The 6214-nt window shown below is 41.6% G+C and carries 5 protein-coding genes and 2 tRNA genes; 6 read left to right on the top strand and 1 reads right to left on the bottom strand.

Going from position 1 to position 6214, the window contains the following annotated elements; genetic code table 11:
* Positions 1 to 59 precede the first annotated feature (59 nt).
* Positions 60 to 1985 (bottom strand): glucosamine-6-phosphate deaminase, encoded by a 1926-nt coding sequence (gene nagB / locus OQ5_RS0119020; RefSeq protein WP_016779010.1) that lies wholly within the window; start codon positions 1983 to 1985, stop codon positions 60 to 62.
* Positions 1986 to 2931: 946 nt separating this feature from the next.
* Here nagB and OQ5_RS0119010 point away from each other — a divergent pair.
* The 6 genes from OQ5_RS0119010 (at position 2932) to OQ5_RS0118985 (ending at position 6192) form a co-directional block, all read left to right on the top strand.
* Positions 2932 to 3003, top strand: a tRNA-Glu gene (locus OQ5_RS0119010).
* Between the two features lie 38 nt (positions 3004 to 3041).
* Positions 3042 to 3296 carry a 30S ribosomal protein S20 gene (gene rpsT / locus OQ5_RS0119005; RefSeq protein ID WP_016779008.1) on the top strand — a complete coding sequence of 85 codons (255 nt, stop codon included), beginning with the start codon at positions 3042 to 3044 and terminating at the stop codon, positions 3294 to 3296.
* A gap of 19 nt (positions 3297 to 3315) precedes the next feature.
* Positions 3316 to 3387: transfer RNA gene (locus OQ5_RS0119000), tRNA-Glu, on the top strand.
* A 131-nt stretch (positions 3388 to 3518) separates the two neighbouring features.
* Positions 3519 to 4223, top strand: coding sequence for a RadC family protein (gene radC, locus OQ5_RS0118995; protein ID WP_016779007.1), 705 nt, complete (start codon positions 3519 to 3521; stop codon positions 4221 to 4223).
* Positions 4224 to 4339: 116 nt separating this feature from the next.
* Positions 4340 to 5188 (top strand): hypothetical protein, encoded by an 849-nt coding sequence (locus tag OQ5_RS0118990; RefSeq protein WP_026055409.1) that lies wholly within the window; start codon positions 4340 to 4342, stop codon positions 5186 to 5188.
* Positions 5188 to 6192, top strand: a complete 1005-nt coding sequence (locus OQ5_RS0118985; protein WP_016779005.1) for a hypothetical protein — start codon at positions 5188 to 5190, stop codon at positions 6190 to 6192. The genes OQ5_RS0118990 and OQ5_RS0118985 overlap by 1 nt, the downstream gene beginning before the upstream one ends.
* Positions 6193 to 6214: the final 22 nt, after the last annotated feature.

Genomic DNA, 6214 nt, shown 5'->3' with positions numbered 1-6214 from the left:
CAGGTTAAAATATCAAGCTATGAGTCCACTCAAAAAGTCTCTTTTAGAATCAGACTCAGCTATGCATTGTCTAAAAAATGGTGCCTCCGAAACCCCTCAATAGCTTCATATTCTGTTAATCCCAGCTGGTCGTACAGTTTTGCGGTAGCCCTGTTTCGGTCTTCTGCGCGCTCCCAGAACTCCCTCGAATCTTTACCCGGAAATACGGGAACATCTTTCTGCGACTGGTGCTTGAAAATGGCTTTCCGCTTCTTCATCAGTTCATCGGGACTAATAGGCACTGCCATTTCAATGTCTTCAATATCCCATTCCTGCCAGGCACCTCTGTAAAGCCAGACATAACAATCTTTTGCCCATTCTTCTTCCTTAATCTGATACAGGGCCTGGAAAATGGCCTTCAGGCAAACAGCATGGGTGCCGTGTGGATCCTGAAGGTCTCCTGCAGCATAAATTTGGTGCGGCCTTACCTCGCGCAACAAATTTACAATGATATCTGTATCTTCCGAAGATAAGGGTTTTTTCTCAACAGTACCTGTCTCATAAAAAGGAAGATCAAGAAAATGAATATTTTTCTCCTTTACGCCGCAAAAACGACATGCTGCAGCAGCTTCTCCCTGCCTGATAAGGCCTTTAATGCTCAAAACATCGGAGCTGCCGTTACCATCATCCGGATGAGTGCGCAGATAATCCGTTACTTCTTTGTAAACTTTTTCAACCTCATCCTGCGCAACCTCAAACTTCTTAGAGAATCCCAAAACGAAATCAAGGAACCGGCGGGCGTCGTCATCAAAAACTGCAATATTGCCGGAAGTCTGGTATGCTACATGAACATCATGTCCCTGATCAACCAGCCTTAACAGGGTTCCTCCCATCGAAATAACATCATCGTCGGGGTGAGGACTGAAAACAATAACCCTTTTGGGAAATGGCTCTGAACGTTCGGGACGGGTTTTATCATCTGCTCCCGGTTTCCCTCCAGGCCAGCCGGTGATGGTTCGCTGCAGACTGTTATGTATCTCAATGTTCAGATCGTAAGCAGAACCGGCCGTTTTCAGTAATGAGCTAAGCCCCCGGTTTTTGTAATCTTTCTCGGTCAGTTTAAGGATAGGCTTTCCTGTTTGATGTGACAACCAGATTAATGCCTTCTTCTTCATTCTTTCATTCCACTCACACTCACCGGTCAGCCAGGGGCTTTCAATACGGCTAAGACGGCTTGCTGCAGGACGATCCAGGACAAATAATACATCGGAATGCTTCTGAAGAAAAGAGGCCGGAACATCACTTGTCTCAGGGCCTTCAACTGCCTGTTTAATAACATCCGCCTTTCCTTCCCCCCAACCAAGCAGGAAAATCTTCCTGGCCTGGAATATGGATTTGATGCCCATGGTTATTGCAGTTCGCGGAACATTTTCTTCACCACCGAAATTCTTTGCAGCATCTTCAATGGTGATTTCGTTAAGGTGCACCATCCGTGTTTCATCTGATAACATAGAACCGGGTTCATTAAACCCAATATGGCCGGTACGTCCAATCCCCAGAACCTGAATATCTATCCCTCCAAACGATCTGATTTTGTTTTCATACGCCGAACAGAACTCCTCCATCTCTTCCAGTGTTACTGTGCCATCGGGAATAAATATATTGTCCGGATCAATATCAAGGTGCGAAAAGAGATTATCATGCATAAATTTGTGATAACTGTTTTCACTATCCGGACTCATCGGATAATACTCATCCAAATTGAACGTAATCACGTTTTTAAAACTTAATCCTTCTTCTTCGTGTATCCGGATTAACTCTTTATACAACAAAAGAGGAGAACTACCGGTTGCCAGTCCCAAAACAGTTGGCTTGCCCAGTTTATTCTTTTCCCTGATCAGGGAGGCAATTTCCCTGGCAACATATTTCGATCCTTCATCTCTCGAATCAAAAACACGTGTTGCAATCTTTTCTAAGTGCCTTTGTATACTTGCAGAAGAACTCATAAACCTAAATATTTTAAAAATTACTGATACTAAGAATTAGATTTAGACACAAGATGATTGTCCATGGCTAAAGAACTAATTTTTAACTCTATCGTATTCATCTTAAATCTATATAGTGCTTGTCTATAAACTCGCAAAAATTTTTACAATAAGTGTGTCTGTTCAGAAAGTGCCAGTTGCAAGGCTTACGAAGTCCGAAAAAACGGAGTTTACTCATCGTAAATGAGTAATTTTCGGACGAGCATAACACAGCAAATGGTACTTTATGGACAGACACTATATATCTGAAAATCTATCGATCTAATTTTTTCTTCACGATACAAAAATAGGAATTATCAACCCGGAAAAAAAGAAAATACACACAAATTTTGTGTTCGTACACACAATTCTTAATTCAATAATTTAAAGGAATGTAAAAACAACAACATTCCAGAAAAGATTAAATTTAACATGTGTAATCCACATTTTGATATTGCCTCCATGTAAACTTATCAAACGAACCCCAATTGCCCGGGACAAGTTCCCCGATAAATCGGGGCAGGCTATTCGACCTTAATAAATGAATGAGTGCGGTATAAAAAGCATATTTTTGTCAAAATCAAGGCGTTTTAAATTTTTGTACCGGAGTTAACTTGCTGTTAATGAGGATGCGAAAATTTAAAACAACACAGAGTTTGGCAACAAAGATGCTTTTTAGACTGGGCTCATGAATTTTAATTGCAAAACTCTGAAAGATAATACTCATAGAGTGGTTAACAATTTTATAGCCTTTTGCCCCCTTTGCATAATAATGTTTTGCGGCTTTTGCGTGGAAAATTTTCATAGCACTTCAAAATAATATTTAGCCCAATAACATTTTTTGCGACCGAAATTTGCAGGAAGTGAAATTTGATTTATCTTTGCATCCGCGTTTGAAAAAGACACTTTCATCATTGACACGCCTTAAGGTCCCTTCGTCTAGTGGTTAGGACGCAAGATTTTCATTCTTGAAACAGGGGTTCGATTCCCCTAGGGACTGCTAAAAAGAAAAAGTTGTACCATTAAGTAAGTATAGAGATGGCAAATCATCAATCGGCAAAAAAGAGAATTCGTCAAATTGAGAAGCGCAAACTTCACAACAAGTATTACGCAAAGACAGCTCGTAATGCAATCAAGAAGTTGAGGAATACTACCGAAAAGTCGGAAGCTGAGGCTTTGTATCCAAAAGTTACCTCAATGATCGACAAGCTTGCCAAAAAGAACATCATCCATAAGAACAATGCTGCCAACCTGAAATCCAGTCTGGCAAAGCATATTAACAAGATGGCTTAACAAGGAACAAGTCATTTACGGTCCCTTCGTCTAGTGGTTAGGACGCAAGATTTTCATTCTTGAAACAGGGGTTCGATTCCCCTAGGGACTGCGAGAGCCTTCTCATGTATTCATGGGAAGGCTTTTTTTTGTATCTTCACAACATTGATTATTTTCAACCAACCTGACCCGCCCTGACTGCAAAACAGTTGCAGGGTATTCGGGTCGCCAAGACTCAAGACAATGGAAGAATATCAAAAAGTAAGTATTCGCCATTGGGCCGTTCAGGACCGTCCGCGCGAAAAGCTTCTACAAAAGGGAATAGCCTCTTTATCCGACGCCGAACTTCTTGCCATTCTTATCGGCTCCGGTAGTCAAAAAGAATCGGCCGTTGACCTTGCACGAAAAATCCTGCTGGATGCCCGCAACAACCTGAATGAACTTGGCAAAACTACCATCGATTCGTTGTGCCGGAAATATCACGGTATCGGGCAGGCCAAAGCCATAACCATAGTAGCCGCTCTGGAACTGGGAAGACGGCGGCAGATAAGTGCCCCGTTACAGCGTCCGCAAATCAAACAAAGCCAGGATGTTTTTTCTTTGATGCATCCCGTTCTGGCCGATCTCCCACATGAAGAATTCTGGGTACTGATACTCAACCAGGCCAACAAAGTTATCCAACAATTTAATGCCAGCAAAGGCGGAATATCAGGCACAGTTATTGACGTTCGTCTGATCATGGAAAAAGCACTTTATCAACATGCCAGCTCATTAATTCTCTGCCACAATCACCCTTCCGGAAACCGTCAGCCCAGCAAAGCAGATATTTCAATCACACAAAAACTCTCTCATGCCGGAAAAATTCTTGACATTAATGTGCTTGATCATGTTATTATTGCCGAAAACCACTATTTTAGCTTTGCAGATGAGGGGTTATTACAGATATAAGCTTTAACCCCGCGTCACTATGGTGGAAATATCTTTTCGTCGGTCAAATTTCCGCCTTCGAATGATTGATCTTAAAAACAATCGCAGCTCAGTAATTGAGCCGGGAAAATTTTCGTATGGAAATAAAATACATCAAAAACAAGGACATAAACAGGGTACGTTACGACAACAGCCTCAAAAGATCATTTAATGCCAATGTATTTGCCTACTCCTGGTTCCTGGATATGGTATGTAACGACTGGGACCTGCTGGTAGAAGGAGATTATGAAACCGTCTGCCCCCTGCCCCTCCAAAAAAAACTGGGAATACTTACCGTAAAACAACCCCCCAGGGCTCCTTTTCTTGGTGTTTTTTCTTCAAAACATCTTCCGGCCGAAAAAGTTATACGTTTCCTGAAGGCCATCCCTTACCATAATGTAACATTAACTCTTAATCATCTCAATCGCATTCAGGAAAGTCGTCAAAAAGGCATTCGAAAAGTACCTGTTCTGGACATGATCGCCCCTTATGAGAAAATTATTGAACGCTATTCAGAACAGGCAAAAAAAATTCTGCCTCAGAACGATGGTACCTTTGTTATGCGTTCCATCCGAACCGATGAGTATATGTTTTTCAGACGAAAAGTAAAAAAGGGACTGACAGTGCAAAACATGCAACTGACACGAATATTAAATTATGCCATACGATACAAAAGTGCAGGCATATACAGTGTCTACTCACCCCGAAATGAACTTATCGGTGCTCTTTTCATGATTAAAACCAACAATCGTCTGTTTCTTTTCGACTGCATTGAAAACGATGAAGGCAAAAAACGATTTGCCATATTCAGGGCGATTAATCACATTCTGGAAACCAATTGTGAAAGTAATCTCACCCTGGAAATCCCGTTTGGTTGTCAACAACTAAAACCATTGATACATTTTGACCACCATCAATGCCTCAAATACAAAAAAGGAATTCTTTGATGAGAAGAACAAACGGATTATCTGCTATCCCGGATGAACTAAATAATCTGCCCTTGAGAATAATGCCACGGCACAACATTGAGGCAACCCGGTGGGATGATTGTGTCAGGAAATCGAAAAATGAATCTCCACTTGCCTATTGCGAAATCCTGGACATCCTGACTCCTGACTGGTACGGGGTGATAATAGGCGACTACACGGGCGTAATGCCTTTACCTGTGGCCAGACAATTTGGTTTTTTAACCGTACAAATGCCACAGGAAGTTATTTCCCTGGGCATTTTTTCTCCTGAGCCCCGGATTGTTGATTCATTTCCCGTCATCTTTAATCATCCTGCATTCTCCGTTTTCAAATTCATTCACTACAACGGAAGTCCGTCCTATTCAGAAATTAGAACAATTCAAGGATGCCGGGTAAAACAGACTTTTGAACTGTATCTGAATAACGATTATGAAAAAATATACCGGAGTTATTCAAGAACGCATCGTCGGAATATCAAAGCTTTCCATGATTCCGGCCTCAGCATTGATTCAACCCCCTTCCCCGGTATTTTTACTTCATTAATAGCAGAAATCGGGAAAACCCGACCCGAACTTTATATGCCTCCTCAATACCGGAAACGCTTTGAAAACATGACGAAATATGCCCTCGAAAATGATATGGGAGAGACCCTCTCTGTCCGGAAAAACAACCAACTAATTGGCGGAGCCTTCTTCCTCAAGAGCAAAAAACGGGTTATTCCATATCATCTGGCTACCCCTGAAGGAAGAAGATTTAAAACCTCATTTGCCATCATTGATTACTTCATCAAGAAGCACTCAGGACAGAACATGGTCATTGATTTTGCAGGTTCTGTTTTACCAAACGTAGCCATGTTTAATCGCCGTTTTGGAGCCAGGCCGGTGCCTTATTGCAATGTTACCATTAACCGTCTGCCCCAGCCTTTGAAAATGGCTAAAAACAAAAACCTTCTGTTCAAACTCAGATATTTGTTTCGAACTTAACCTGCTTTATTCATAAGTTTTC

This window comes from Anaerophaga thermohalophila str. Valhall (assembly GCF_000250735.1).
Taxonomy (GTDB): Bacteria; Bacteroidota; Bacteroidia; order Bacteroidales; family Marinilabiliaceae; genus Anaerophaga; species Anaerophaga thermohalophila_A.
This window is presented reverse-complemented; position numbering and strand designations above follow the sequence as displayed.

Coding starts and splice junctions, on each gene's coding strand:
- radC (WP_016779007.1), top strand. CDS start 3,519: ATGGAAGAATATCAAAAAGTAAGTATTCGCCATTGGGCCGTTCAGGAC.
- OQ5_RS0118985 (WP_016779005.1), top strand. CDS start 5,188: ATGAGAAGAACAAACGGATTATCTGCTATCCCGGATGAACTAAATAAT.
- nagB (WP_016779010.1), bottom strand. CDS start 1,985: ATGAGTTCTTCTGCAAGTATACAAAGGCACTTAGAAAAGATTGCAACA.
- OQ5_RS0118990 (WP_026055409.1), top strand. CDS start 4,340: ATGGAAATAAAATACATCAAAAACAAGGACATAAACAGGGTACGTTAC.
- rpsT (WP_016779008.1), top strand. CDS start 3,042: ATGGCAAATCATCAATCGGCAAAAAAGAGAATTCGTCAAATTGAGAAG.